This window comes from Massilia rubra (genome assembly GCF_011682065.1).
GTDB lineage: Bacteria > Pseudomonadota > Gammaproteobacteria > Burkholderiales > Burkholderiaceae_D > Telluria_A > Telluria_A rubra.
In genome coordinates this window covers 47,048-70,907 of sequence record NZ_VUYU01000011.1, presented here as the reverse complement: position 1 = coordinate 70,907, position 23,860 = coordinate 47,048, and the positions used below count along the sequence as shown (strand labels likewise).

25 protein-coding genes and 1 pseudogene are annotated in these 23,860 nt (G+C 64.4%); 12 read left to right on the top strand and 14 right to left on the bottom strand.

All coding sequences use genetic code 11. The annotated features are described in order from the left end of the window. Nucleotides 1–212 precede the first annotated feature (212 nt). Both F0185_RS17770 and F0185_RS17765 read right to left on the bottom strand, forming a co-directional pair. Nucleotides 213–1,727, bottom strand: coding sequence for a dipeptidase (locus tag F0185_RS17770; protein WP_167226613.1), 1,515 nt, complete (start codon nucleotides 1,725–1,727; stop codon nucleotides 213–215). Nucleotides 1,728–1,797: 70 nt separating this feature from the next. Continuing rightward, on the bottom strand, nucleotides 1,798–2,085 hold the full coding sequence (locus tag F0185_RS17765; RefSeq protein ID WP_167226612.1) for a DUF378 domain-containing protein: 288 nt from the start codon (nucleotides 2,083–2,085) through the stop codon (nucleotides 1,798–1,800). Nucleotides 2,086–2,195: 110 nt separating this feature from the next. Between F0185_RS17765 and F0185_RS35480 the strand changes: the two are divergent. Then, a pseudogene (locus tag F0185_RS35480) lies at nucleotides 2,196–2,552 on the top strand (pirin family protein); the annotation flags it as partial. A gap of 283 nt (nucleotides 2,553–2,835) precedes the next feature. Continuing rightward, nucleotides 2,836–3,090, top strand: a complete 255-nt coding sequence (locus F0185_RS34460; RefSeq protein ID WP_370664029.1) for a pirin-like C-terminal cupin domain-containing protein — start codon at nucleotides 2,836–2,838, stop codon at nucleotides 3,088–3,090. Between the two features lie 7 nt (nucleotides 3,091–3,097). On the opposite strand, the gene F0185_RS17755 is transcribed toward F0185_RS34460, so the two are convergent. Next, nucleotides 3,098–3,601 carry an Lrp/AsnC ligand binding domain-containing protein gene (locus F0185_RS17755; RefSeq protein WP_166899021.1) on the bottom strand — a complete coding sequence of 168 codons (504 nt, stop codon included), beginning with the start codon at nucleotides 3,599–3,601 and terminating at the stop codon, nucleotides 3,098–3,100. Between the two features lie 102 nt (nucleotides 3,602–3,703). On the opposite strand from F0185_RS17755, the gene F0185_RS17750 reads away from it, so the two are divergent. Together F0185_RS17750 and F0185_RS17745 are read left to right on the top strand one after the other, a co-directional pair. Continuing rightward, on the top strand, nucleotides 3,704–4,993 hold the full coding sequence (locus F0185_RS17750) for a D-amino acid dehydrogenase (protein WP_167226610.1): 1,290 nt from the start codon (nucleotides 3,704–3,706) through the stop codon (nucleotides 4,991–4,993). A gap of 355 nt (nucleotides 4,994–5,348) precedes the next feature. Then, complete coding sequence (locus F0185_RS17745; protein ID WP_167226608.1) at nucleotides 5,349–6,011, top strand: CCXG family PEP-CTERM protein; 663 nt, start codon at nucleotides 5,349–5,351, stop codon at nucleotides 6,009–6,011. 39 nt (nucleotides 6,012–6,050) lie between these two features. Here the strand turns inward: F0185_RS17745 and F0185_RS17740 are convergent, their stop codons facing one another. Further along, nucleotides 6,051–8,252, bottom strand: coding sequence for an NHL repeat-containing protein (locus F0185_RS17740; protein WP_229477078.1), 2,202 nt, complete (start codon nucleotides 8,250–8,252; stop codon nucleotides 6,051–6,053). Between the two features lie 102 nt (nucleotides 8,253–8,354). Between F0185_RS17740 and F0185_RS17735 the strand changes: the two genes are divergently transcribed. Continuing rightward, nucleotides 8,355–9,311 carry an SMP-30/gluconolactonase/LRE family protein gene (locus tag F0185_RS17735; RefSeq protein ID WP_187362577.1) on the top strand — a complete coding sequence of 319 codons (957 nt, stop codon included), beginning with the start codon at nucleotides 8,355–8,357 and terminating at the stop codon, nucleotides 9,309–9,311. 48 nt (nucleotides 9,312–9,359) lie between these two features. Here F0185_RS17735 and F0185_RS17730 read toward each other — a convergent pair whose 3' ends face one another. The 3 genes from F0185_RS17730 to F0185_RS17720 all read right to left on the bottom strand — a co-directional run bounded on the left by F0185_RS17730 (nucleotide 9,360) and on the right by F0185_RS17720 (nucleotide 11,216). Further along, complete coding sequence (locus tag F0185_RS17730; protein ID WP_229477077.1) at nucleotides 9,360–9,995, bottom strand: lysozyme family protein; 636 nt, start codon at nucleotides 9,993–9,995, stop codon at nucleotides 9,360–9,362. Between the two features lie 8 nt (nucleotides 9,996–10,003). After that, entirely contained in the window at nucleotides 10,004–10,537 is a 534-nt protein-coding gene (locus F0185_RS34860; protein ID WP_167226606.1) for a PAAR domain-containing protein, read from the bottom strand. 193 nt (nucleotides 10,538–10,730) lie between these two features. After that, nucleotides 10,731–11,216: a winged helix-turn-helix transcriptional regulator gene (locus tag F0185_RS17720; RefSeq protein ID WP_167226604.1), complete on the bottom strand. Its 486-nt coding sequence runs from the start codon at nucleotides 11,214–11,216 to the stop codon at nucleotides 10,731–10,733. A 100-nt stretch (nucleotides 11,217–11,316) separates the two neighbouring features. Here F0185_RS17720 and F0185_RS17715 point away from each other — a divergent pair, with 100 nt between their 5' ends. Further along, complete coding sequence (locus tag F0185_RS17715; protein WP_187362576.1) at nucleotides 11,317–12,516, top strand: MFS transporter; 1,200 nt, start codon at nucleotides 11,317–11,319, stop codon at nucleotides 12,514–12,516. 55 nt (nucleotides 12,517–12,571) lie between these two features. Here F0185_RS17715 and F0185_RS17710 read toward each other — a convergent pair whose 3' ends face one another. The 6 genes from F0185_RS17710 to F0185_RS17685 form a co-directional block, all read right to left on the bottom strand. Continuing rightward, on the bottom strand, nucleotides 12,572–13,642 hold the full coding sequence (locus F0185_RS17710) for a hypothetical protein (RefSeq protein ID WP_167226600.1): 1,071 nt from the start codon (nucleotides 13,640–13,642) through the stop codon (nucleotides 12,572–12,574). A gap of 140 nt (nucleotides 13,643–13,782) precedes the next feature. Next, nucleotides 13,783–14,283, bottom strand: a complete 501-nt coding sequence (locus tag F0185_RS17705; RefSeq protein WP_167226598.1) for a hypothetical protein — start codon at nucleotides 14,281–14,283, stop codon at nucleotides 13,783–13,785. 164 nt (nucleotides 14,284–14,447) lie between these two features. Further along, nucleotides 14,448–15,191, bottom strand: a complete 744-nt coding sequence (locus tag F0185_RS17700) for an OBAP family protein (RefSeq protein ID WP_223164530.1) — start codon at nucleotides 15,189–15,191, stop codon at nucleotides 14,448–14,450. A gap of 209 nt (nucleotides 15,192–15,400) precedes the next feature. Next, complete coding sequence (locus tag F0185_RS17695) at nucleotides 15,401–15,859, bottom strand: hypothetical protein (RefSeq protein ID WP_167226596.1); 459 nt, start codon at nucleotides 15,857–15,859, stop codon at nucleotides 15,401–15,403. 196 nt (nucleotides 15,860–16,055) lie between these two features. Next, entirely contained in the window at nucleotides 16,056–17,117 is a 1,062-nt protein-coding gene (locus F0185_RS17690) for an OmpA family protein (RefSeq protein ID WP_167226594.1), read from the bottom strand. 139 nt (nucleotides 17,118–17,256) lie between these two features. Beyond that, nucleotides 17,257–18,312 (bottom strand): OmpA family protein, encoded by a 1,056-nt coding sequence (locus F0185_RS17685; protein ID WP_167226592.1) that lies wholly within the window; start codon nucleotides 18,310–18,312, stop codon nucleotides 17,257–17,259. Nucleotides 18,313–18,545: 233 nt separating this feature from the next. On the opposite strand from F0185_RS17685, the gene F0185_RS17680 reads away from it, so the two are divergent. After that, complete coding sequence (locus F0185_RS17680; RefSeq protein ID WP_167226590.1) at nucleotides 18,546–18,914, top strand: hypothetical protein; 369 nt, start codon at nucleotides 18,546–18,548, stop codon at nucleotides 18,912–18,914. A 55-nt stretch (nucleotides 18,915–18,969) separates the two neighbouring features. Here F0185_RS17680 and F0185_RS17675 read toward each other — a convergent pair whose 3' ends face one another. Next, nucleotides 18,970–19,725: an ATP-grasp domain-containing protein gene (locus F0185_RS17675; RefSeq protein ID WP_167226588.1), complete on the bottom strand. Its 756-nt coding sequence runs from the start codon at nucleotides 19,723–19,725 to the stop codon at nucleotides 18,970–18,972. A 233-nt stretch (nucleotides 19,726–19,958) separates the two neighbouring features. On the opposite strand from F0185_RS17675, the gene F0185_RS17670 reads away from it, so the two are divergent. The 5 genes from F0185_RS17670 (at nucleotide 19,959) to F0185_RS17650 (ending at nucleotide 23,860) form a co-directional block, all read left to right on the top strand. Next, nucleotides 19,959–20,423 carry a cupin domain-containing protein gene (locus F0185_RS17670; protein ID WP_167226586.1) on the top strand — a complete coding sequence of 155 codons (465 nt, stop codon included), beginning with the start codon at nucleotides 19,959–19,961 and terminating at the stop codon, nucleotides 20,421–20,423. A 311-nt stretch (nucleotides 20,424–20,734) separates the two neighbouring features. Then, entirely contained in the window at nucleotides 20,735–21,295 is a 561-nt protein-coding gene (locus F0185_RS17665) for a TetR/AcrR family transcriptional regulator (protein WP_167226584.1), read from the top strand. A 9-nt stretch (nucleotides 21,296–21,304) separates the two neighbouring features. Further along, a complete protein-coding gene (locus F0185_RS17660; RefSeq protein WP_167226582.1) occupies nucleotides 21,305–22,831 on the top strand; it encodes an MFS transporter in 1,527 nt (508 codons plus the stop codon). Then, complete coding sequence (locus F0185_RS17655) at nucleotides 22,821–23,084, top strand: DUF2164 domain-containing protein (RefSeq protein ID WP_167226580.1); 264 nt, start codon at nucleotides 22,821–22,823, stop codon at nucleotides 23,082–23,084. Before F0185_RS17660 ends, F0185_RS17655 begins: the two co-directional genes overlap by 11 nt. Nucleotides 23,085–23,299: 215 nt before the next feature. Then, the gene (locus F0185_RS17650) at nucleotides 23,300–23,860 is read left to right on the top strand and encodes a recombinase family protein (protein WP_167226579.1); all 561 of its coding nucleotides are present in this window, start codon (nucleotides 23,300–23,302) and stop codon (nucleotides 23,858–23,860) included.

The following is a 23,860-nucleotide window of genomic DNA, read 5'->3' as shown; positions in this document are numbered from 1 at the left end:
CGCGAGGGCGCCGTGATTGGCCAGAGCGAGAGAAGGCGCGGGCTTGACCTCTGAGCGGCGCAACTGGTTACATAAAGTAGGCTGGTGCCTACATCACGGATCGGTGTTCTTACGGGTGCGATCGAAGCGGACACGTGGACGTGTGTGGCCGGCGAGGTGGGGCCGGCGAGGTGCGGCCGCGCAGGAGCGCAGCCGCAGCGCCCCGCGTGCGTCTACTTTGCGAGTTCGACCATGACGGCCGTGTACATTTGCAGGTTCAGCATCAGCTGCTTGACGGTGATGAATTCGTGCTCGGAGTGGCCCGAGTACACCGTGCCCGGCATGGCCGGACCGAAGCTGACCGCGTTCGGGAACAGGCGCGAATTGGTGCCGCCGCCAATCGAGATCGGGCGCGGATTCTTGATCCCGGTGTAGTAGGAAAACACGGACAGCAAGGTCGGCACCTGGGGCGCGCTTTTCTGCAGCCACGGTTCGGTGATCTCGACCTTCACATCGGCCAGCGCGACGCGCTGCGCCTGCCACTGCGCCAGCGCCGCGTTCACCTCGCGCGTAAGCTGTTCGGTGCTCTTGCCTTGCGGGCGGCGCAGGTTCACATGCAGGGAGATGCCGGCCTCGCCCTGCTTGATGACGGTTGGCGCCACGGTCAGCGGGCCCATGAATTTATCGCGGTAAGCGATGGCGCCGAACTTGTCACCATACATGCCGGTCCCGATCAGCTCGTTGAGAAAATGGACCATGGCGCCGGCCGTGGTGTTCGGCCACGCCTGCACGCTGAGCGCATCGGCCAGCATGCTGATCGCATTGACGCCGTCTTCCGGCTTGGACGAGTGCGCCGCGAGCCCCTGCGCCTTGACCAGCAACTGCGGGCCCTGGCGGGTGAAGGTGTAGCGCATGCCGCCCTGGGCGGTGGCGCGCTGGCGGATGCGCGCTTCCAGCTCCGGCGTGGCGTTGTCGATGGTGGCTGTGGCGTCTTCCGGAATCTGGCTGCCGAAAAAGCCGCCCCCGAAGGCGGACAGCGATGGCGTGCCCGGCGCCGCCGCCGTTGCCGGCGCCTGCGGCGGCACCGTCACGCTGATGGTGCCGTAACCCTTCTCGGCCGTCACCACCGGATACTCGGCGTCGAGGGTGATATTCACCTGCGGCGCCTGGTGCGTCTTGAGAAACTCGGTCAGCGGTCCCCAGTCCGATTCCTCGGCCATGTAGACATACAGTTCCAGCCGTTTCGACAGCGCCAGCTTGCTGTCCTTGATCGCCTTCATGGCGTACATGGCGGTCGCGATCGGTCCCTTGTCATCCTCGGTGCCGCGCCCGATCAGGCGCCCGGCCTCGCTGGTCTTGTCCAGCTCGAACGGCGACTTTTTCCATTTGGAGGGATCGACCGGCTGGATGTCGCCGTGCGTGATGATGCCGACCCGCTCGCTGCCGCTGCCCAGGCCGATGACCATCACATAGCCGTGGTCGGTGTAATCGAGCCCGAGCCGCTCGGCCTCGTCCTTGAGGTACTGCTTGAAGCCGAGATGCTGCGCATTGCGTTCGAAGGGAATCGCCTTGTCGGCGACGGTATTGAAGCTGACCATCTTGCCCAGGCTGTTGATCAGCTCGGTGCGATAGGTCGCCGCCGCATGGGCGGCCGCGCGCAAGGCCGCGTCCCCCGGTGGCGGGGGAGCGGCGCCGGCGGCCGCGCCCAGGCAGCACAGCAGGCTGGCGATGAGGAACGAATGGCGCATGATGACAATCCCCGACCTTGTGTTTGATGAACCTCAAAGTCTATCACCGCCAGCCGCGCCGCGCAGACTCCTAGCGGCTGCGCGCGGCCATCTTGCTCAGCACGTAAATACCATACAGCGACGCGATGCCGACGACCACATACACCAGGCGCGACCAGGTGCTGCGCTCGCCGAACAGCGCGGCCACCAGGTCGAGCTCGAAGGCCCCGACCAGGCCCCAGTTGATACCGCCGACAATCATCAGCACCATCGCGGCCCAGTCGAGGGCTGAAAAATGCGTTGCGTGCAAGATGCTGCCGGAATTGCGCCGTTCGGGAATGTGGCGGCGTTCGTTTGCGGGTGCGTTCATTGTTGCCATTACTGCCTCCTTGTGGTCTCCACCAGAGCGGTGGCGTCCCTCTAGGACAGCACAGCGGGGCATAAAGTTTGCGCGATCGTGCAGGCCGACGCGCGCGCCGCGCTTCGGGTATGGTGAGGGACGAGTCCACCCATCCAAGGAGTTCGCCCATGAGCGAAAAGAGCATCAAGCGCCTGCATCCCGCGCAGCGCGACGACATTGGCGAGCTGATGACCCAGCGCCCGCTACCGGGACCGTACGTCGAGCAGATCGATCCCTTCCTGTTTCTCAATCACCATGGTCCGCAGCACTACCCTCCGGGCAACCGTGGCTTGCCGTTCGGGCCGCATCCGCACCGCGGCTTCGACACCGTGACCTTCATCATCGACGGCGCCCTGATGCACAAGGATAGCGCCGGGCACGAGAGCGTCATCGGCGCCGGCGGCGTGCAATGGATGACGGCCGGCAGCGGCATCGTGCATGCCGAAGTATCGCCGCCGGCGTTTCGCGAACAGGGCGGCCAGCTCGAAATCCTGCAACTCTGGATCAACCTGCCGGGACGCCTGAAGATGACGGCGCCGGCCTACACCGGGCTGCAGCGGGGCGACATTCCGACGCTGCAACTCGATGGCGGCAAGGTCGACCTGCACCTGATCGCCGGCGCATGGGATGGCAGCGAAGGCCCGCTGCAATCGCTGACCGGTGTATTCATGAGCACTGTTGCGATGCGCGCCGGCGGCCAGTTGCACGTGCCGGACCTGCGCGCGCAATGTGTTCCTGTATGTCGTGCGCGGCGCCGTGGAAGTGAACGGCGACCGCGCCGACGCCTTCCACCTGGCCGAACTGAGCGAGGAAGGCGTCGCCCTGACGATTACCGCCGAGACCGACGCGTTGCTGATCTTCGGCCACGCCGCGCCGCTGAACGAGCCGGTGGTGTCGCACGGACCGTTCGTGATGAACACGCGCGAGGAAATCGAAGCCGCCATTGCCGACTTCGAGGCCGGGCGTTTTCAGCGCTTGCGTTAAGGCCGCATCAACCCTGCGAGAGGAGCGCCTCGGTCGACAGCACCAGCGTCTCCTTGATCTCCTCCATCACCACATAGCTTTTCGACTGCGCCGCGCCGGGCAACTGCAGCAGCATGTCGCCGAGCAGCTTGCGGTACTCGGCCATCTCGTGGATGCGCGCCTTGATCAGGTAATCGAAGTCGCCCGACACCAGATGGCATTCCTGCACCTCGGGAATGCGCAGCACCTCGCGCCGGAACTGTTCGAAGGCCGAGGCCGACTTCTGGTTCAGGGTAATTTCCACAAACACCAGCAACTTCGCGCCCAGCGCGGCCGGATCGACGCGCGCGTAATACCCGCTGATGACGCCGTCGCGCTCCATGCGCTTGACGCGCTCGATGCAGGGCGTGACCGACAAGCCGACCCGCTCGCCCAGGTCCTTCATCGAGATGCGCCCTTCGAGTTGCAGGATGCGCAGGATGTGGCGGTCGAGCTTGTCGAGGCTGCGGGTCGATTCTTTAACGATGCGCATGAAATTCCACTAAATAAGTGCAGTTATACGTGAACAAAGACTGGTTGAAACCCAATAATATAGCGGAAATTCTTGCATCCACATTTAATCTTCGGAGAGACCATGCGTGTCGTCATTTTGGGCAGCGGCGTTATCGGCGTCACCACGGCTTACTACCTGGCCAAGGCCGGCCACGACGTCACCGTGCTCGACCGCCAACCCGGTCCCGCGCTCGAAACGAGCTTCGCCAACGCCGGCCAGATTTCGCCCGGCTACGCCTCGCCGTGGGCCGCACCCGGGATTCCCCTGAAGGCGATGAAATGGATGCTGCAGCGCCACGCCCCGCTCTCGATCACGCCCGACGGCACCACCTTCCAGCTCAAATGGATGTGGGACATGCTGCGCAACTGCACCGCCGACCGTTACGCGGTGAACAAGGAACGCATGGTGCGCCTGGCCGAGTATAGTCGCGACTGCTTCAAGACCCTGCGCGAAGAAGCTGGCATCAGCTATGAAAGCCGGCAGCAAGGCACCATGCAACTGTTCCGCACCGAACAACAGTTTGCCAGCGCGGAAAAAGACATCAAGGTGCTGCGCGATTCGGGCGTGCCGTACGAGCTGCTCACGCGCGACCAGCTGGGCCAGGCCGAACCGGCGCTGGCGCTGGTCAAGGACAAGCTGGTCGGCGCCCTGCGCCTGCCCAATGACGAGACCGGCGACTGCCATCTGTTCACCACGCGCCTGGCCGGCATGGCCGAAGCGCTGGGCGTGCGCTTTCGCTACAACGTCGCGATCGACCGCCTGGCGGTGAGCGGCAACGCGATCGCCGGCGTGCATTGCGGCGACGAGCTGGTGCAAGGCGACGCCTACGTGGTCGCGCTTGGCGCGCACTCGACGGCCTTATTGGCATCGATCGTCGACATTCCCGTGTACCCGATGAAAGGTTACTCGATCACCGTGCCGATCACCGATGCCAGCAAAGCGCCGGTCTCGACCATCCTGGACGAGAGCTACAAGATTGCCGTGACCCGTTTCGAGGACCGCATCCGGGTGGGCGGCATGGCCGAGATTGCCGGCTTCGACCACCGGCTCAACCCGCGCCGCCGCGCCACGCTCGAGATGGTGGTGGGCGACCTGTTCCCTGGGGCTGGCGACAGCGCGCGGGCCACGTTCTGGACCGGACTGCGCCCGATGACGCCGGATGGCACCCCGATCGTCGGCCGCACCGCGCTCGGCAACCTGTTCCTCAACACCGGTCACGGCACCCTGGGCTGGACCATGTCATGCGGCTCGGCGCAGATGCTGGCCGACCTGATGTCGGCCAAGCGCCCGGCGATCCGCTTCGACGACCTGTCGGCCGCTCGCTACCACGGCCGCGGCAGCGACGCCCGCCTCGACCTCGCCAACGCCTGACACCAAAACTCCTACCCCCACACCAAACCCGCCTACAACCGGGGTCAGAGCTTTAATTAGCAACGTTTTTGTTGCTAATTAAAGCTCTGACCCCGGTTGTAGGCGTTTTGACGGCTGGGTAGGAAATGGACGTTGTAAAAGGTGGACAGCGCTGAGGAAGAAAGTTGGTTGAGGCGAATTCATGTTACTCTTTGGATACTGTTCGTGCATCCGACACATCTCCGATGCACCGTGATTCAGCGCCAGCACCCAGACTGATCGTCCATCGCATGCCTTGGACGCTCGTGCAGAGCGAAAATTTCTTTTATCCCGACCGCGCCGCCATTGCGCGCACGGTCCTCGTCCAGGAAACTATATGAAAAAGAATCTCTCGTGGGTTTTGGCCGCCGCTGCCCTGACCGTCGCCGGCAGTGCCTGCGCCAGCACGATCACGATCGAATCGGCTTCCGCCACGCCATCGGGCACGCTGGCCGATGCCGGCGCCTACCAGAACGCCGTCAACGCTTCTCTGCTGGGCGCGGCCTACACCAAGACCAGCGTCGAGTCGTACAACAACATCACCCACGCCAGCCTGTTCGGCGGGAGCAGTAACTTTGCGCTGAAGTCGACCATCAATTTCGGCGTCACGCAAGCGAACGCCGGCCTCTGGCAGTTCCGCGCAGGCGTCGATTTCGGCTTCGGCGGCGCGCTGTTCCTCAACGATGTGGCGCTCGACGTGAAAAGCCATGATATGTGGTGGGCCGGCCAGTACAACAATGCATCGCAGTACTTCAACGCGGCAGTCAATCTGGGCGCGGGCAACCATACCCTGACCATCTATGGCTTCGAGGGCTGCTGCGATGGCGGCCAGCAGGCACAATTCATGGCGCCCGCCGGCACGTTCACCAGCTTCAGCAATTCGGATCAGCTGGTCAGCGCCGTCCCGGAACCGGAAACCTATGCCATGTTCCTGACCGGCCTGGCCATGCTGGGCTTTCTGGCGCACCGCCGCCAGCGGCCGGCCAGCGTCAACGCTTAAAGCATGCCGGGTAGGCCGCGCCACGCCGGCCTGCCCTCGTCATTCCACCGTGATCGGCAGGTCGCGTCCGCTCAGCGCTTCGTTGCCGACATAGTCGGCGGCGAAGATGCGGATCAGGTAGTCGCCCGGCGCCAGCGCGGCCGGATCCCAGCCGCCGGTTTTGGCCACGCCGTCGCGCACGGTGTTGGTCACCACGTACAAGAAGCGCGTCGTCGCGCTGCCATACACGGTGATGCCGCTATTGTCGGCGTACGCCAGCTTGACGCTTTCCGGGTCCGGCGGCAGCTTGTTGAATTCGATATTGACCAGCGGCTTGCCAAAGCCTGCCAGCGGCGTACCATCGGCCTGCAAGACCTGGTAACCCACCTTGTACAAACCGAGCTTGCGCCGCGCGGCGTTGCCGTCGGCCTGGTCGTAGGCGTCGACCACGATCCCCAGCGGCCCGGCGCCGCGCGCCACCATCACGCGCTTGCCTGGCTTGCGCGCCAGCGCCGTGCCGGCCGCGTCGACCAACTGGATCTTGTCGATGCGCGGCGCCACCTGGTCGGAAAAGCCAGTGAACGGCAGCACCATCGGATTGGCTTCCACCCCGCCCGGCTGGTACACCAGGTGCACGTGGTACATGCGGTTGACCGTGCCCAGTGCGTCGCCGACGTGAAAGCGCGTGCCGCGCCGCACGCGCATGCGCTCCGGCTTGCCTTTCTCGTTATTGAGCATGATGAAGCGCGCCGGATCGAGCGGCGCATCCTTCCCCGTGCGCCCGACCCGCATGTGGATGTAGGCCATGCCGTCGATGCTCATGCCTTCGCCCACCTCCCCGAAGGCCCAGTTGGGCACGGGGCTGCTGACCTTTTCGTCGGCCACCGCCAGCACCGGCACGCCCATGTCGGCCTGTACGTCGAGGCCGCTGTGGAAGTGGTGGCGGCTTTCGCCGTTGTAGCTGCCGCGCACTTCGCCGATGGTGCCGACCACTTCGTGGCGCTGGTCCTGCGGCTTGAACGGCCATGGAAACCGCCCGGCCGCCGCCGGCGCCGGCCCGGATGCGGGCACGCCAGACGGCGCAGCGGCCGGCGCGGCCGTGGCAACCGGTGGCGCGGCCTTGGGCGCGAGCACCGCGCTGGCGCCCTCGCGCCGCGGCGAGACCCGGTGCACGGTGCGCTTGACGGCGTCGCTGACATACAGCCCGCCCGCGCGGTCGAGCGCGATGGCACTGGGGCGGCTCAGGCGCAGCGCCCGATCGTCACCGACCTCGATGTCGACGCCGATTCCGGTCAGGCCCTGCAAGAGGCCATCGGGGCTGACTTGCAGGATGCGCCCGCGCCAGATGTCGCCCACGTACAGAAAGCCGTCATGCGTGAGCGCCAGAGCGACCGGGCGCCGCAGCAGCGGTTTTTCGGCGTCTTCCGGCGCCTTCGCCAGGGTGCTGACCTGCCCGTCCGGCGTCAGCTTGCGCACCGCGCCGTTGCTGGTGTCGGCCACGTACAGCGTGCCTTTGGCGTCGACCACGACCGAGGTGGGCGTATCGAACCGCGCGCTGGCGAGCGGCCCGTCCACGTAGCCGGGCGCGCCGCCGGCAAGCGTGGTGACCATGCCGTCCGGTGCGATCGCGCGGATGCGGTCGTTGTAGGTGTCGGCCACGTACACCACGCCGGCCTTGTCGACCGCCACGCCAACCGGCCCGTTGAAGATGGCGACGTCCGCCTTGCCGTCCAGGTAGCCGGCCACGCCGCCGCCGGCGAGCGTGCTGACCACGCCTTGCGGGGTGACTTTGCGGATCGCGTTGTTGCCGGTATCGGCGACATACAGGTTGCCGGCGCCGTCGATGGCCATGCCGGACGGGGTGTGGAACGCGGCCGTCGCGCCGCTGCCGTCGGCAAAGCCTTCCTTGCCGCCGGCCAGGGTGGACACCACTCCCTCGGGCGTGATTTTGCGGATGCGGTTGTTCTCGCCGGCGTCGGCCACGAACAGGTTGCCGTCGCGGTCGATCACCATGCCGAAGGGGTCGGAAAAGCGCGCCTGCGCCGCGCCGCCATCGGCAAAGCCGGCGCTGCCGTTGCCGGCCACGGTGCCGATGCTCACCGGCCAGCCCAGCACGGTCGGCTGCGGTTTGATGCCGACCATGGCCGCCACCCCGGCCACCGAGGGCGGCGCGCCGCGTTGCAGCGCGTACCAGGCACCGCCCGCGCCTATGGCGCCGATGGCCGCCGCGATCAGCAGCGGCTTCGTGTATTTTCCGTTCAAACTTGTCACCTGGCTCAGCATTATCAAAACACGAAGCTTACCTCATCATCAAGTACACTAGTTGCCGGCCGGATGACCGGCGATTTCACGATCGGAGTTTTCATGATGAGCTCGAACCGGCTGGCGTGCGCGCTGGCCCTGGCCGCCTGCCAGGCGGGAACCGCCCTGGCCGCCGGCGCGCCCCCGGCCACCCTGGAGCGCTTGCACGTGGCCAGCGCCCTGACCGCGCCGCAGTCGTTCACCTTCGGGGTGGAAGGACCTGCCGTCGATGCCGCAGGTAATGTGTATGCGGTCAATTTTGCGCGTCAGCAAACCATCGGCAAGGTCAAGCCGAACGGCGAGGCCGAGGTGTTCGTGACCCTGCCCGGCGCCAGCGTGGCCAACGGCATCCGCTTCGGGCCGGACGGCGCCATGTACGTGGCCGATTACGTCGAACACACGATCTACCGGATCGATCCGGCCAGCGGCGCGATTGCCATCCACGCGCGCGAGAGCGCCATGAGCCAGCCGAACGACCTGGCCATCACGGCCGCCGGGGTCATCTATGCGAGCGACCCGGACTGGAAGAAAAACAGCGGACGCGTGTGGCGCATCGAGCGCGACGGCAAAGTGACGCTCGCGGCCGACCAGCTCGGCACCGCCAACGGCATCGACGTCAGCCCGGACGGACGCACCCTGTATGTGAATGAAAGCGTGCAGCGCGTGGTATGGGCGTTCACGATCGCGCCCGATGGCACGCTCGGCGGCAAGCGCCGCTTTGCCCGCTTTGCCGATCACGGGCTCGATGGGATGCGGGTCGATGTCGACGGCAACCTGTACGTCACGCGGATCGGCAAGGGCACGGTGGTCAAGCTGTCGCCCGAAGGCCGCACCCTGGCCGAAATCGCCCTGCCCGGCAAGAAGCCGAGCAATATCAGCTTCGGCGGACCGGACGGACGCACGGCCTATGTGACCGAGGTCGAGCATGGACAGTTGCTGCAATTCCGGGTGGCGCGTCCGGGGCTGGAATGGCAGCAACGCCAGGCTGGCGGCGCCAGGGCGGCGCAGTCAACGCAGTAAGCAAGGCGGCGACAGGCACGCGGCGCCGGCCTGGCCTGGTCCGGCCGGCTAACGGCGCGGTGGCGGCAAACCCTGGTCGGCCCGCGACGCGATGGTGCCGCCGCATTCGCCGTACTTTTGCATGAAGCTCTCGTAGGCCGCGTCCGGCGCCGCAAAGCGCGCCTGGCTTCCCGGCGTCCTGGGCAACCCCGGCCAGCAGGTCGCGGCGGCCGCCAGCGTGGCGTCGATGTCGCCGGCCTGGATCTTGCCCAGCACGCCCAACTCGCGCAGCACGTCGACCGCGATCAGTTCCTGTGTCTCGGCGCAAAAGTCGGACAGGTCCATGCGCGCCCCCACCTCTTGCCAGACTTCGCGCGTGATGCGGTACAGGCCGGCGGCGGTACAGATGCCGTTGTGGCCCGCGCCGGGATGGGTGGAAAAGTCGGTGAAGCGCCACGGGTCGTTGCGCCGCCCACGGATGGCGCCGTCGAGAAAATCGACGCCGCCGCCCAGGCAGTGGCACATCGCGCGCAGGAAGGCGCGGATGTTGGGCTGCTTCAGGTAGACCCGGTTTTCTTCAAGCCGGCAAGCTTTTTCCAGTCGGATGCGCACTGTCTTGGCTTCGGCCTCGTCAGCCGGCGTGGTGCTCAGGCGCGCCCGGTGATGCAGGACGGCGCCGGAAGGCGAAATGAGGGTGGCGCTCATGCGGCATCCTAGACAAAGAGTTCGACGGATTCGGCCATCGCCGTGGTCGACAGCAAGTGGGTGTAGCCGTTGCGGTCGGAGGTGCCGAATTCGAGCTGGCCGCTGGCGCGCACCACCGCATATTCCTTGTGCACCAGCGGATCGCCCGTTTCTTCGTCGAGCAGCACGAAGCGCTCGTTGAAGCTCGGACCGCGCGCGGCCTCACGCGCGACGCGCGACGGCAGGCTGTCGCTGTTGGACAGGGCGCGCCCGGTATCCTTGAGCACCTGGCTGCGCATCATCTGCACCGGCAGCAGCTTGGGCAGGGGCGAGCAGCGGCAGTTGCACAGATCGTTTTCGAGCGCGACGTGCTTGCCGTCCGACATTTCGGGGATGCGCGGGCCGATGCACATGATGCGCCCGGTCGCCTTGCATGCGGGACAGGCCACCAGGTCGCCTTCGAGCGCGATCGGCACGCCGTTGATGCAGCCGCTGCCGCTGGCCGAGACGACGCGCCCGCCGGCGCTGGTGGTGGCGCCCAGGGTAATGGTGTAGCGCCTCATTGCGCCAGGCTCCGCAGGACGGAATGACGGCGGGTTTCGGCGGGAACGACGGGATGGGAGGTCGGTTTCATGGCTCTTCCTTTGCGACGGCATAAACAAGCTGGCGTTAGCGGCGCCGGGGCGCCTGACATATGCCAAGGTTACTTTTGGAGGCTGTCGCAGGCTTGATCTCGCTCAATCAAACCCTTGCTAGCTAGCAGCTTGAACAGGGTGACAACACCTGGCCAGCGCTGTCCGCCAGCTTGTTGACGACCGTCCCGCCAGCGTCCAGCAGGCGGCCGTCGGCGGCGCGCGGCAGCATCGGCGCCAGCGCCTGTCCGCTGTGCCGGTCGACCAGTTGCGAGTGCGCCTCGCCGCGCGCGAACAACTGCTGTTCGCCCCACTGGCGCAGCGCGACGATCACCGGAAACAGGCTCTCGCCCCTGGCGGTGAGCACGTATTCCTGGTAGGCGGTGCCGTCCGCCGCCGGCTGCACCGCCAGCACGCCGGCCTCGACCAGCACGCGCAGGCGGTCGGCCAGGATATTGCGCGCCACCCCCAGGCGGCGCTGGAAGTCGCCGAAGCGGCGCGCGCCGTCGAAGGCGTCGCGCACCACCAGCAGGCACCAGCGCTCGCCGATCACATCGAGCGCGCGCGCCACCGGGCAAGGGTCGGCTTTCATGCTTTTACGTTTGGCCATCGTTGCGAAGTCCCTCTTTTCGGTTAACTAGTTGCATTTTAAAACCAGAATCCTTACACTTCAACCAGTTTCAATTTAAAACTAGTTTAGGATGAGCATGATGGAACCCTTCCCAGGCGCCGTTGCGGCGCCGCGCGTGCCGCCCCGGCTGGTCGCGCTGTTTGCGTGCGGCAGCGGCTTGAGCGTGGCCAATGTGTACTACGCCCAGCCCCTGCTCGGTTCCCTGGCGGCCGACTTCGCGATCAGCCCGGCGGCCATCGGCGGCGTGATCACGGCCACCCAGGCCGGCAGCATCGTGGCCTTGCTGATGCTGGTGCCGCTCGGCGACCGGCTCGACCGGCGCCGCCTGATGCTGGTCCAGGCCGTGCTGCTGGCGCTGGCGCTGGCGTGCGTGGCGATGGCGCGCCAGACGGCGCTGCTGCTGGCCGGCATGCTGGCCGTCGGCCTGCTCGGCACCGCCATGACGCAGGGCTTGATCGCGACCGCCGCCAGCGCCGCCGATGCATCCGAGCGCGGGCGCGTGGTCGGCGCGGCGCAAGGCGGGGTCGTCATCGGCCTGCTGCTGGCGCGCGTGCTGGCGGGATTGGTGGCCGACGCGGCCGGCTGGCGCTGGGTGTATCTGCTGTCGGCCGCCACCATGCTGGCGCTGGCGGCCCTGCTGTGGACGGCGCTGCCGGCGCAGGCGCGCACGCGCTCCGGCTTGTCGTACGGCGCGCTGCTGCTGTCGATGCTGGACTTGCTGCGGCATGAAAGGATGCTGCAAATCCGTGGCGTGATTGCGCTGCTGATGTTCGCGGCGTTCAGCATTTTCTGGAGCGCGCTGGTGCTGCCGTTGAGCGCCGCGCCCTTTGCCCTGTCGCACAGCGCCATCGGCGCCTTCGGCCTGGTGGGCGTGGCCGGGGCGCTGGCGGCCGGCAAGGCGGGCAACTGGGCCGACCGCGGCCTCGGGCAACGCGCCACCGGCATTGCGCTCGGTTTGCTGGTGCTGGCCTGGCTGCCGCTCGGCTTGCTGCATCGCTCGCTGTGGCTGCTCGGGCTGGGCATCGTGCTGCTCGATATCGGCGCGCAGGCGATCCAGGTGCTCAACCAGAGCATGATTTTCCGCAGCCGCCCGGACGCGCACAGCCGCCTGGTGGGCTGCTACATGCTGTTCTACGCGGTCGGCAGCGGCGCCGGGGCGCTGGCGGCAACGGCCATGTACGCCGCCGCCGGCTGGACCGGGGTGTGCGTGCTCGGCGCCGCCGTGAGCGCGCTGGCGGCCGTGTTCTGGGCGCTCAGCCTGCGCTGGACGCCACCCTGAGAACGCCGCCGCAAGGCGCGTCAAGGGCGCGTGCCGGCCAGCCCGGATGCGGACGCTACGACGACCCGAGGCGCTCGCCAAAGGCGGCGAGCATGGCGGCGTCGCCGGTGGCCGCCAGGCGCGCCCTGACCAGCGCCATCGGCATGTACGCGCCCTGCCTGCAAACGAGGTACAAGGACAGCTTGCGCACCGTGCGCGAGGCATCCATCAGCGCCGCCAGTGCGATGTCGTCCTTGTCGCCCGGCGCTTGCTGCAGCCAGGTGAGCAGGGCTTCGGCCCGGACCGACTTGCTGGTGTGGGTGATGAACGATTGCATGAAGGCCAGGTCGGCCGGGTCGCGCAGGCTGGCCAGGCCCGCCAGCGCGGTTCTTACCTGCAGGGCGTTCTGGTCCGGCCGGCGCGCCGCGTTGCGGTAAAAGTCGCGCAGGTCGACGCCGTGCCGCGCCATGAACGGCTTGGCCACGGCGCGCACCGATCCGTTGACGTCGAGCAGTGCGGCGTGCGCGGCCGCCAGGCTTTCCGCGTCATCGGTCTCGAGCATGGCTTGCAGCGCCAGGGCGCGCACGCTGCTGAAGGGCGAGCCGAGCGCCTTGCGGCACAAGGCGTTGCGCTGGTCGGGCGGCAATTGCATGCACAGGCGCACTCCCTGCACGGCCAGCATCGCATCGTTCCAGTTGCGGCCGATGGCGCCGACCAGTTCGGCGGGCGTGCACATGCCGTGCCGGCGCAACAGATGGAAACTTGCACGCGCCACGTGGCAATCGGCATCTTGCACGCCTTTCAGCAAGGCGGGCACGCCGGTGACCTGGATCAATGCCTTTTCGTAAGCATCGACCCAGGCGCGGTGATCGGTCCTGCCGGCATTGAGCAGATGCTGCACGCGCGGCAGGATGGCCAGCAAGGCGGCGGCGGGCAAGCGCTCGACCAGTGACATCATCGCCTCGCGCGCGGCATCGCGCACCTGGGGCACCCAGTCGTTGAGCCGGGGCGCGAGCAACGCCAGGACACGCGGATCGGACAGCGTGCCGCATTCGCGCACTGCCGTTTCGCGGATGCGACCGCCATGCCAGTCCAAGCGCTCTTTCAGGTCGGGCAGGGGATCGGGTGGCATGCGGAAATTGGTCATGGGCTCGGCAGAAAACTTGGGCACCCGCCTGCGCGGGTGCGACGGCGTGGGTGGTCTTGCCAGTATAGGACATGCGGGCGCCCTGACCTGCCTGGACGCCGTCGCCGTCGCGCAGCCGGCGGACGGCGCGAGCGCAACGCTTACTGGCCGTTCGGGCGCGTGGTGCCGGCCGTGCCCCTGGTGCCGGTGTCGGTGCTGTTGGCGCCGGCAGCGCCGTCACTGCCAGTCATTGACGTCGTGCCGGGCGTGCCTGCTGTTCCCGTGGCGCCCGCATTGCCAGCGCTGGCGCCGCTCGCGGTGCTGCCGGCCGCGCCGCTGGCGCCGGTGACGGTGCTGCCGGCCGCGCCGCTGGAGCCGGTGGCCGTGCTGCCAGCCGCGCCGCTCGTGCCGGTGGCGCTGTTGCCGCCGCCGGTCACGCCCGGCGTGGTCGCGGCCCCGCCGTCAGTGCTGGCGGTGGTCGAGGTCGCCGTGCCGCCGGTCGCGCCCGTCGTGCTGTTGCCGGCGCCGCTACCGGGCACGGTCGCCGTCGGCGCGGCGTTGCTGCCCGCGCCCGGTCCGGCACCATCGTTCTTGCACGCCGCCAGCGACACCGCCGCCAGCACGATACACGCCACATTCTTTATCAGAGGAATTTTGTTCATGTCGCAGCTCCTTTGCCTGTTCCGGTGAATGGAAGCTGCGCGTGCTCCTGATGGTGCGCGCAGCCGGTGATGGGTATCCTAGCGCCCTGCCCTGCGCCAGCCCATCGGCCAACTGGCCCAGTGCATGTAGGAACAGTCCGTCCCTGATCCGGCCTGCGGCGCGGCTATTTGTTGGTCACGCCGGGAATCTCGCGCGTGGGGCGGGCGAACTTGCCTTTGAGGTCGTCCGTGCCCGCTTGCGGCTTGGCCAGTTTGGTCAGGTCGGCCCGGTCCTTGCGCGTTGCGGCGGTATCGAGCTTCATGCGGCGGTCGCGCTCTTCGACCAGGCCGGGCTGCGCTTCGCCATCGCGGTTGAAGGACCAGGCCAGCATTGGCTCGCCCAGCGGCAGCTTGTCGTTGGGTTGGCCCATGTGGCCGGTGTTCCAGACGTGCCAGGTCTTGCCGTAGCTGTTCATCTTGGACTTCATCAGCGCCTTTTCGGCCACCTTGGGGATGCCGGGCGCCATCAGCTGGCCGCTGAGGATTTCGCCGTTGTGCGGATGCCAGAATTTCTTTTCTTCGGCGGGCAAGGTCTCGAACAAGGTTTCCGAAATGATGTACTCGACGCCATGCATATTGGCTTTCCTGGTGTTGCTGTCGAACAGCACGCACTGGGCGAAATCTTCGTTCATCTGGTGGCAGTAATGATGCGCTTCCATCTGGTGCTCGGGATGGTCCTTCATGGGATGAAAGCCGACCAGGTAGATATCAAAACCGGCCACCGGGCTGTTGCTTTGCAAGAGTTTGGCGCCGGCTTCGAGGGCCCGCGTCTTGGGCGCCTTGTCGGCGCCTGGCGGGGATTGGGGCGGCGCGACTTTTTCTTGCGCCCAGGCCGGGGACAGCGACAGCAGCAGCGCTGCCATCGTCATGGAAAGATGCGTGCGTATCATGAAACAGCTCCCGAAAAGTGGGACGGCGCGGACGATCCGACGCCGCCGGTTCACTGATACGGTAGCCCAGCGGCGCGTTTTGCGCCACGCGTTACGGGCGTGACATGGTTGATGCCGGCAATACTGTTTCGTGTGCGTGCTGGCTTATGGATCAGACGCAACGGCGACCCTGGGGCGGGTGAAATGCCTCAGTTCTTTTTCTCGTTGGTGAGCGCCAGGTCTTGTATTGCCTTCAGTGCGGCTTCTTCGGTCGCCGCTTCGATGTTCGTGCGCCCGCCGAAGCTCGATGCACCCATCCAGGTGCGGAAATACTGGACCTTCGGCGTGCCCACGGTCACCATCATTTTGCGCTCGCCCGGATACATGACCGACGGGATCGCGATCTCGCACTCGCCAACCGGCAGGTCGGCGTAGAACACGCCGCCGGGAATAGACTCCCCTACTTTGGCGCCGCAGGCAAAAATATCGGGACGCATGCCGGAGCCGAACGCTGCGTATTCACGGTAAAAAAACAAGCGTCCGGTGTTGTCCGCCACGGCGGGCATTGCGTCCTTCACTGACGCAAATTTAGGGCCGCTAGCCGCGCATGCCGTCAGCAACAGGGTGATGGCCATACAGGACAACGGTTTTACATAGCGATTGAGCATGGGGTTCTTTTGTTTTGTCAGGATTGATCGAGGCGCTATTTTGACTGAATTATGGATTTAGTCAAAGAAGAGCCAGGGATCGCCCGGACTTCCCGCAAGAGGCGCCGCCATGCCTCGAACGCGTCGCAAGAAATACGTTGCATGGTGTTTGTCCGGAGGCGAGCGGGAGGCGCGCTTGGGCGCCTCCCGCCGGGCATTATCCCCTCGCCACCTTGACCAGCTCGACACGGCGGTTCTTGGCGCGCGACTCGTCGCTGTTGTTATCGGTCAGCGGCTTGTCCGAACCATGGCCGGCGGAACTGAGGCGCGTGCCGTCGATACCGTCGCTGACCAGGGCCTGCACCACCGCCTGGGCGCGCTCGCGCGACAAGGTCTTGTTGCGGGCCTTGTCGCCCACGTTGTCGGTGTGGCCTTCGACCGACAGGTGCAGCGCGGTTTCTTTCTTCATCAGCGCGGCGATTTCATCGACCGCCGGTTTGCCGTCCGGGCGGATGGCGGCCTTGTCGGTGTCGAAGTTGATGTACAGCGCGATGTGGCCCTTGCTCTCGAGTTCAGATTGCATGACGGCGGAGGTCACCATTTTTACCGACGATGCCGTCTGCTTTTCTTCGATGGCAATCATGTGCACGGAGCTGTCGCCGACCATCAGCACCAGCCACTTGCGGCCGGTCGGGGTCGGCAAAAAATAGGCTTCGTAGCTGTAGCTCGAATGGCTATAACCGAGTTTCTTGTTAAGCGCGTAGCTATCGCCGCCGTTTGCGTTGGTGAACGCATCATCACTCGGGTTCACCGTATTGACCTTCACCCCGCCCATGTCCAATGCCGCTTTGGAGTAATCGCGCTGGGCCTGGAATTGCGAAATCTTGGCGTCCGATAAATCGAACACGGTCTTGCGAAAACGTCCTTCGACGGTGTGCAGTTTGTTACCGACGATCACGTGCAGCTGGTCGAAATCGGATGCTTCGGTCCGCTGTGACGATCCGACGACATTAGCTGGATAATCGATGAACGGAAACGGCGGCAGCGCTTTGGTGATGACCGCGATCTTGTCGAGGTCATCGCCGGCGGCGTTGACGGCGGCGGCCGGCGCCGGCGCTGCCGCGGGCTGCGCCGGCACGACAGGCGTGACCGTGGCGGCGACGGGCGCGCTGGCGACCGGCGCTTCCACCGGCGCGGCCGGCGGTTTCGGCTTGCATCCGGTGAGAGCGAAGGCCAGCGAGATCGAAAGGCAAAGGGCGGCGTTGAGTTGTTTGGTCATGTCGGTCAGTAGGAACAAAAAAGGATCGGCCTGGCGCTGCCAGGGGATAACGATTACATAAAAGCAAGGTGATAATACATCGCCGCTGAGGCATCGCAAGCGGTAATCGCGGCGGCGTTTTACCGTTTCAGGCTGGCGCTCAGCCTTTGGCGACCTTGACCAGCTCGACGCGGCGGTTTTTGGCGCGGCCTTCTTCGCTGCCGTTGTCCATGAGCGGCTTGTCGGCGCCGTGGCCGGCGGCGCTCAGGCGGGCGCCGTCGATGCCGTCGCCGATCAGGGCCTGCACCACCGCCTGCGCCCGTTCGCGCGACAGGGCCACGTTGCGGGCCTTGTCGCCGACATTGTCGGTATGGCCTTCGATGGACAGGTGCAGCGCCGTTTCCTTCTTCATCAGCGCGGCGATTTCGTCGACCGCCGGCTTGCCGTCCGCACGGATGGCCGCCTTGTCGGTATCGAAGTTAATGTACAGCGCGACATGGCCCTTGGTGTCGAGTTCGGACTTCATGACGGCGGCGGTCACCATCTTGACCACCGACGCGGCTTGTTTTTCTTCGATCGAGATGACGCGCACCTTATCGTCGTTGGCCATGATCAGCATCCACTTGCGCCCGGATGGGGTGGCGAAAAAATAGGTGTCATAGCTGTAGTTGGCATTCGGATAATCGAGCTTGTGGCTCATGGCGTCGTTCAACACGCCATTCATTTTCTCGAACACGTCGTCTTTCGGGGTCGTGGTGTTGACCTTGACGCCGCCCATGTCGGCGGCCGCTTTGGCGTAATCGCGCTGGCCCTGGAAACGCGAAATGCCGGCGGCGGCCAATTCGAATTCGATGCGCCGGAAACGCCCTTCCACCGTGTGGATCTTGTTACCGACGACGAGGTGCAACTGATCGAACTCGGACGCCTTGGTGTTCTGCTTCTCTTTACCGACATTGTCGGGATAATCGACGAAGGGAAACGGCGGCATCGGCTTGTCGATGACGGCCATCTTATCGAGGTCGACCCCGGCGCTGGCCCCGGCGTCGGCCGGCGGCGGCGTTGCGGCCACCGGGGCCGGCGCGGCGGGGGGCGCCACCACGGGGGCCGGCGCGCTTGGCGGCGGCGGCGCTGCCACTGGTTCTTTCGGCTTGCATCCGGTGATGGCAAAAACGAGCGAGATCGACAGGCAAAGAGCGGCGTTCAATTGTTTGGTCATGGCGGGCAGTCGGGCAAAAGAGGATCGGCCTGGCGGTGCAGGAGAACGATTACATAAAAGCAAGGCAATCATACACGCGAGCTGATCCGCAGCAAGCGGTAATAGCGGCGCCGTTTTACCGTTTCGCTTGGGGGCGGCAGGCGCATGCCGGGGCCTGCGCGGCTGGCGGTCGGTGGTATGATGACGCCCCCAACGCGCGGCCTCCGGCCCGCTCTCACTCTCACACGATAAACATGGATCCGTACAAAGTTCTCGAAGAAGCCAGGCCGATGCTCGATGCGGTGCTGACCCAGGCCGGACTACAGGCGCCGGGCGAGCCGCTCGACCTGGACGCGCTGCGCGCGCCGTTCAGCCAATGGCTGCAGGCGCAGGCGGTCGGGCGCGAGGACCTGGGGTTCTTCGTCGGACTGGTGGGCGCCTTCATTTCACAGTATCTGCTCGACCTGGCCAATGCCTCGGTGCAGGTCGAAGACGAGCGCATCAGCGTGCGGGTACCGCTGGCGGGCGGCAGGGAGCGCCGCTTCGATCCGTATGCGGCCGCCTCCAGCCTGATTTTGAAAAAAGGCAGCGTGGCCGATTTCCTGGCCAGCGTCTGCGCATAAGGCGGCTCGGCCGGGCGTCGCCGCCGGAGCACGCTGGCGTCAGGATGGCCGCGATTTATCCGTACTGCGTTTGCATCGCGTCGACATACCTGGGCACGTTGATGGCGTAAAAACCGGAGCTGTTGATGTTGTTAAATTCGATGACCTTCAAGCCGTCCTGCGTCAGGCCGACATCCATGACGAACGACTCGGCCGGGGTCCAGCGCTCGATGATGGCGCGTGCATAGTCGAGCACATCGTCTTCCACCGTGGGCGACAGTTCGGCCCGGCCGCCGATGCGGTACACCGAAGCGGTCACCACCTTGCCCTTGACGATGAACAGGCGGTACTCGCGATAGATCGCCTTGACCGGCGAGACAATCACTTGCATCTTGTGCAGGCGCGCCCTGGCGGGATCGCGCCGCCAGTCGGCGAGCATCTCCGTGTCCATCAGCATGCCGTCAAAGGCCTTGTTATCTTCGGCCGGACGGATGAAAAATGTCTCCATGCGCCCGGTGGGCACGTCCGCCAGCGTGCCGCACGCAATATCGTGATTGAGCAGCTCGGAACCGAGTTGCGCCAGCCACAGATCGAACCTGAAATTGTCGTTCAAAAAGCTGCCTGGCGTCCATCCCTTGTCGCGCGCGATGTTCGCCAGTTTGATGGCGCCGCAAACGTACACCTTCCCTGCCGGGTTCGCATCGGGAACCATCTCGACGGTCCCGTTGGGAATCGCGACGGACGTATGGGCAATGCCGAGCATGTCGAGTGCGTCGACCAGCAACTGGTAATTGCCCGGCTTGAAAATACTTTGTTGAATGATCCAGTGCATGGTGAATCCAGAGAGAGGCTGATGCCCGTGGGCGCACAGTGTCGCAGGCGTGACAGCGCATGGCAACAAGAACCGCGCGCGGCCAGCTTGCGCGCAGGGGCGCAGCCGGCCACTGTTGCGAGCAGCGCAGCGCCATCCTCCCGGCGTAGAATCGAAGCCGGCGGATGCGCTCGCGCGCCCGCATCCAAGGATGATCCATCGTCGCCGATATCACTGATGAAAGGAATACCCGCATGACTGCGCTCACGCCAGACGGCTTCATGAAGGAAGAAAGCTGGGCCGAGGGATCGGCCGAACCCAACCTGACACTGTGGATTTCGGAGGCGGGCGGGCTGACGCAGTTCGGCGCTTTCGTGGAAGTGCTGCAACCGGGCACGCGCTCGTCGATCAGGCACTGGCACAGCGCCGAGGATGAAATGGTCTACGTCCTGGAAGGCCAGCTGACGCTGGTCGAAGGCGATGCCGAAACACTGCTCAAGCCGGGAGACGCGGCCACCTTCCGCGCCGGGGTCGCAGTGGGCCACTTTCTCTGGAACCGCAGCGCATCGCCAACGCGCTGCCTGGTGGTCGGCACCCGCGCCGCGGTCGACCGGATCACCTATCCCGAGCACGACCGGGTGTGCCACCGCGACCGCGCGCTGCCCGACGATATCTGGACGAACGCTGCCGGAGAACCCGCCTCGAGTCCATATTTGTAACGACTCGCGTTTGAAATCAGCCGTGCGCGCATTTGAATCTGATTTCGGCTCAAATTAACTGCAACTGACGACGAGCCTATGCTCGCGCTATCTGCAACTGTGCTTGCAATCGACGGCGCCGGCTCGCATTCCATAGCCGCTGGCTCGCGCTTACTGCAAGTGACGGTCAACTGTGTAATCTCTAATATTCCGTTCGTCGAAGACGGTGGATGTCGATCCAGTCGGCCCCTCCATTCCAAATTAGATTTGCTCAGGTTTTTCCAAAAAATACAAGAATTGACATGCAACATACCGATCGGTATGATTGATCCATGTCAGAAGCCCACCATCGAAAGAAAAACCCTCAACAAGTTCGAATGGACCTGCTGGAGGGAACTGCTGAACTTGCGGCGCAGGGCGGACTAGCTGCTGTCAGCGTGCAATCCGTGTCTGCTGCAGCTGGCGTGACTAAAGGGGCGTTCTTCCACCATTTCCTGAACAAGCAGGCCCTGCTTGATGAAGTATTCACTTGGATGCTCGGACACCTCGACCAGCGCCTCGATGAGCTTATCGCTGCTGACAAGCAACCGTATGGCTGTTTTACGCGGGCCTTCGTTAATACCGTCTTCCTGCATGAATCTTCTAGCGCGGCTCGCAAACAGGCCGGGTTGTGGATTGCCACGCTCACCGACACCGAACTGCGCGGCAAATGGGTTGCCTGGTACGACGGTCGCTTAGCACGGCACGCAGAGACCGATGGCGGCCCAGTGCTGGAATGCGTTCGGCTAACTGTCGACGGTATTTGGTTGGCAGGACTCTCAGGGGTGGCTATTCGTCATCCGGACGAAATCCATGCCCGGCTGCTTGCTTTAACTTATCCAACGAATGCTTAACGAAAGCTTATGATGTTGAAAAATAAATGGATGGTGCTCGCTGTCATCTCGGCTGGTATCTTCCTGGTGGGACTAGACATGACGGTCCTATTCACGGCACTGCCGACCATTGCGCATGAACTGCATGCATCGAACAGCGAAAAACTGTGGATCATCAATACCTATCCGCTGGTGATGGCAGGGTTACTGCTAGGACTGGGATCGATGGGCGACAGAATCGGTCATCGCCCTATCTTCTTGATGGGCATGGCGCTATTTGGCGCGGCCTCAGCGCTTAGCGGATGGGCTCCTTCGGTGGCAGTATTGATTCTGGGCCGCGCGCTAATGGCGACTGGTGCAGCAATGATGATGCCTGCATCCCTAGCATTGGTCCGACACACGTTCACAACCGACCGCGAACGGGGTATGGCGATCGGGATCTGGGGATCGCTCTACGCGGGCGCTACCTCTGTCGGCCCCCTGATCGGCGGCGCCTTGCTCGGCCACTTTCGTTGGGGCGCAGTGTTTCTCATCAATGTTCCGATTATCCTCTTGGCCTTGGTACTCACCCCTATAGTCGTCAGCAAATCGGCAGGTAATCCGCGCCAGCCCTGGCATGCCTGGTCCTCGGTAGTGGTGATGGTCGGCTTGGTTGGGCTGACCTACGGCATCAATGAAGCGGGCAAACTGAACGCGCACTACGTGCAGGCCGGGATTGCCGCCACCATCGGCGTCGCTTTCCTCGTGTTCTTCTATCGCCAGCAAGTTTGCACTATCAATCCGATGGTGGATTTTTCACTGTTCAGGAATCCCAGCTTCGCCGGTGGTGTCGTCACCATCATCGTGGCGATGGTAGCGGTCATCGGTGTGCAACTGGTGATGACTCAGCAACTGCAACTAGTGGAAGGTCACTCTCCGTTTGACGCGGGCGCGTACCTGCTGCCGATCTCGCTGGCGTCATTTTTGGCTGGGCCGCTTGCCGGCGCCATGCTGGACAGGGTCGGCGTGGCGCGGATGTTGTGGATGTCGCTCTTGATGGCCGCAGGGGGCCTGGTAGGGATGGCCTTGTCCAGTGGTGATGCTTTCATGTTGCGATTGTTTTGCATGGTCGTGTTTGGCTTCGGCGCCGGTGCCGGGATGGTCAGCGCGTCGGTGGCGGTGATGTTCAATACGCCCGGCCGGCAAGCGGGCATGGCGGCATCGATGGAAGCTGTGGCATATGAGTTTGGCGGTGTGCTCGGTGTGGCGGTCATGGGCAGTATTGCGACCTTATCCTATTCCTCTAACGTCGTCGTGCCGGACGGCGTGGCTGGACTGGACCTTGCAAGAGATGGGCTCGATCAGGCGCTGCTGCTGGCCGATGCGCTGGACAGCAGCGTTGCCCGTGCGTTCATCGCCCATACCAAAGACGCTTTCGAACACGCGTATATCACCGTGCTGCTGTCCTGCGCCGTTCTGCTGGCGATGGTCGCGGTGGGATTGGCTATGCGATTCAGAAAAGGCAATGCTGGTCATTTAGCTGCTCAGGGCGCAGCCGGGAGTTCCCATGACCATTGAACTGTCGAAGGACGCTCGAAAAAAAGTTGTGGAGTCGATCCAGCGCTATTTCGACGCGCACATGGAGGAAAAAATCGGCAATATCACTGCAGGTGCCTTGCTCGGCTATTTTCTCGAAGAAATCGGTCCGCTCGTCTATAACGCCGCCGTCAAGGACGCGCAGGCGCACTTAGAGCGCAGGGTATTGGAACTGGATCTGGAAATTCATGCGGAGGAGTTTGGATATTGGGGACGGCAAAAAAGAGCGCCATGAATTCAAATGAGAAAATTTGGATATCAATGTATACATATTGTCAATTATGAAATTAAAACGATCTCTTCCGGAGATTCCTGTATTAATCAGGTCATATGGGTATACCCAAATGGACTATTTGAGTGAGACGAATATTTCGTCTCAATAGGGTTGTTTTTTAGTTATCGACATGGTAATTTTGGCAGTTCTAAAGCCTATCGAGACGAACCCTACCCATGGCGCTCTACGGATATGCGCGCGTTTCCAGCAGCGACCAGGACTTCGCCCTGCAGGAGCAGGCGCTGCGCGCCGCTGGCTGCGACGTTGTTCGAGCTGAGAAGGCGAGTGGCACCAGCCGCGCCGGTCGCACCGAGCTGGCGACGCTGCTCGATTTCCTGCGGCGGGGTGACACGCTGGTCGTGACCAGGATCGATCGCCTTGCGCGCAGCATCAAGGATCTGCAGGACATCGTGTACGCGTTGAAGGAGCGTGGCGTCACCCTCAAGGCGACCGAGCAACCCATCGACACCCGCAGTGCGGCGGGCAAGGCCTTCCTGGACATGCTGGGCGTGTTCGCTGAATTCGAAACCAACCTCAGGCGTGAGCGCCAGCTTGAGGGCATCGCCGCCGCCAAGGTGCGCGGTGTTTACCATGGACGCAAGCCATCGGTGGATTCCGCCGAGGTCCAACGCCTGCGCGTCGAGGAGAAGCTTGGCGCGACAGAAATCGCACGGCGACTCGGCGTTGGCCGCGCCTCCGTATACCGCGCGTTGGCCCGCCATGATCGGCCGACATAA

What these genes read in the sequence shown, in the direction of transcription:
- F0185_RS34860 (WP_167226606.1), bottom strand. Translation starts at nt 10,537, where the DNA reads ATGAGGCGCTACACCATTACCCTGGGCGCCACCACCAGCGCCGGCGGG.
- F0185_RS17720 (WP_167226604.1), bottom strand. Translation starts at nt 11,216, where the DNA reads ATGGCCAAACGTAAAAGCATGAAAGCCGACCCTTGCCCGGTGGCGCGC.
- F0185_RS17700 (WP_223164530.1), bottom strand. Translation starts at nt 15,191, where the DNA reads ATGACGATGGCAGCGCTGCTGCTGTCGCTGTCCCCGGCCTGGGCGCAA.
- F0185_RS17650 (WP_167226579.1), top strand. Translation starts at nt 23,300, where the DNA reads ATGGCGCTCTACGGATATGCGCGCGTTTCCAGCAGCGACCAGGACTTC.
- F0185_RS17675 (WP_167226588.1), bottom strand. Translation starts at nt 19,725, where the DNA reads ATGCACTGGATCATTCAACAAAGTATTTTCAAGCCGGGCAATTACCAG.
- F0185_RS17690 (WP_167226594.1), bottom strand. Translation starts at nt 17,117, where the DNA reads ATGACCAAACAACTCAACGCCGCCCTTTGCCTTTCGATCTCGCTGGCC.
- F0185_RS17665 (WP_167226584.1), top strand. Translation starts at nt 20,735, where the DNA reads ATGTCAGAAGCCCACCATCGAAAGAAAAACCCTCAACAAGTTCGAATG.
- F0185_RS17670 (WP_167226586.1), top strand. Translation starts at nt 19,959, where the DNA reads ATGACTGCGCTCACGCCAGACGGCTTCATGAAGGAAGAAAGCTGGGCC.
- F0185_RS17770 (WP_167226613.1), bottom strand. Translation starts at nt 1,727, where the DNA reads ATGCGCCATTCGTTCCTCATCGCCAGCCTGCTGTGCTGCCTGGGCGCG.
- F0185_RS17745 (WP_167226608.1), top strand. Translation starts at nt 5,349, where the DNA reads ATGAAAAAGAATCTCTCGTGGGTTTTGGCCGCCGCTGCCCTGACCGTC.
- F0185_RS17660 (WP_167226582.1), top strand. Translation starts at nt 21,305, where the DNA reads ATGATGTTGAAAAATAAATGGATGGTGCTCGCTGTCATCTCGGCTGGT.
- F0185_RS17685 (WP_167226592.1), bottom strand. Translation starts at nt 18,312, where the DNA reads ATGACCAAACAATTGAACGCCGCTCTTTGCCTGTCGATCTCGCTCGTT.
- F0185_RS17750 (WP_167226610.1), top strand. Translation starts at nt 3,704, where the DNA reads ATGCGTGTCGTCATTTTGGGCAGCGGCGTTATCGGCGTCACCACGGCT.
- F0185_RS17755 (WP_166899021.1), bottom strand. Translation starts at nt 3,601, where the DNA reads ATGCGCATCGTTAAAGAATCGACCCGCAGCCTCGACAAGCTCGACCGC.
- F0185_RS17715 (WP_187362576.1), top strand. Translation starts at nt 11,317, where the DNA reads ATGGAACCCTTCCCAGGCGCCGTTGCGGCGCCGCGCGTGCCGCCCCGG.
- F0185_RS17705 (WP_167226598.1), bottom strand. Translation starts at nt 14,283, where the DNA reads ATGAACAAAATTCCTCTGATAAAGAATGTGGCGTGTATCGTGCTGGCG.
- F0185_RS17735 (WP_187362577.1), top strand. Translation starts at nt 8,355, where the DNA reads ATGATGAGCTCGAACCGGCTGGCGTGCGCGCTGGCCCTGGCCGCCTGC.
- F0185_RS17680 (WP_167226590.1), top strand. Translation starts at nt 18,546, where the DNA reads ATGGATCCGTACAAAGTTCTCGAAGAAGCCAGGCCGATGCTCGATGCG.
- F0185_RS17730 (WP_229477077.1), bottom strand. Translation starts at nt 9,995, where the DNA reads ATGAGCGCCACCCTCATTTCGCCTTCCGGCGCCGTCCTGCATCACCGG.
- F0185_RS17765 (WP_167226612.1), bottom strand. Translation starts at nt 2,085, where the DNA reads ATGGCAACAATGAACGCACCCGCAAACGAACGCCGCCACATTCCCGAA.
- F0185_RS17695 (WP_167226596.1), bottom strand. Translation starts at nt 15,859, where the DNA reads ATGCTCAATCGCTATGTAAAACCGTTGTCCTGTATGGCCATCACCCTG.
- F0185_RS17655 (WP_167226580.1), top strand. Translation starts at nt 22,821, where the DNA reads ATGACCATTGAACTGTCGAAGGACGCTCGAAAAAAAGTTGTGGAGTCG.
- F0185_RS17710 (WP_167226600.1), bottom strand. Translation starts at nt 13,642, where the DNA reads ATGACCAATTTCCGCATGCCACCCGATCCCCTGCCCGACCTGAAAGAG.